This is a genomic window from Frankia sp. CoWAU3 (genome assembly GCF_977971855.1).
Genome location: NZ_CDWWXB010000329.1, coordinates 2,643 through 3,208, shown reverse-complemented (window position 1 = coordinate 3,208; position 566 = coordinate 2,643). Strand labels below are relative to the sequence as shown.

Annotated in this window: 1 protein-coding gene; it reads left to right on the top strand. The window is 65.7% G+C overall.

Translation table 11 applies throughout. From position 1 onward, the window contains the following. Positions 1 to 163 precede the first annotated feature (163 nt). A partial coding sequence (locus AC08ON_RS18025) for an acyl-CoA thioesterase (protein ID WP_476617425.1) occupies positions 164 to 566 on the top strand: 403 nt, incomplete at its 3' end.

Sequence of the window (566 nt, the reverse complement as noted above, 5' to 3'; positions counted from 1 at the left end):
GATCACGACGGACCCGCGCCTTAACTCGCCTCACCGACAGCACCCGACCGGCAACGCCGGCCGGGCATTCGGCGAGCCCTCCCACGACATCACCGAACACTTACGACGAAGAAGACCGAATGTTGACCCTCCACAGCCGGATCGGATGGGGCACAGTGGCAAAATGGACCCGAGACGTGATCCGGCGAGGCTCAGCCTCGCCAGCTATCCCCTGAGTCAGCCGATGCCCGCGCGGTTCAGCGATATGGACATCTTCGGTCACCTTAATAACGTCGCCATCGCCTCGTTGTACGAGGACACCCGGGTGAGACTGCACACCCGGTTGCTCCGCCCCGAGGACCCGGGTGGCCGGCCCGGGTTCACGCCCGTCGTCGCACAGCTCAGCATCCACTACCTGGCCGAGGCGCACTATACCGCCACCTACGAGATCGGCCACGGGATAAGCCGGATCGGCGCGTCGTCGTTCGTGCACAGTGCCGGCCTCTTCCTCGACGGGGTCTGCCTGGGGCTGTGCGACACCGTCATGGTGCACCTGGTCGACGGCGTTCCCACCCCGCTACCTCTGG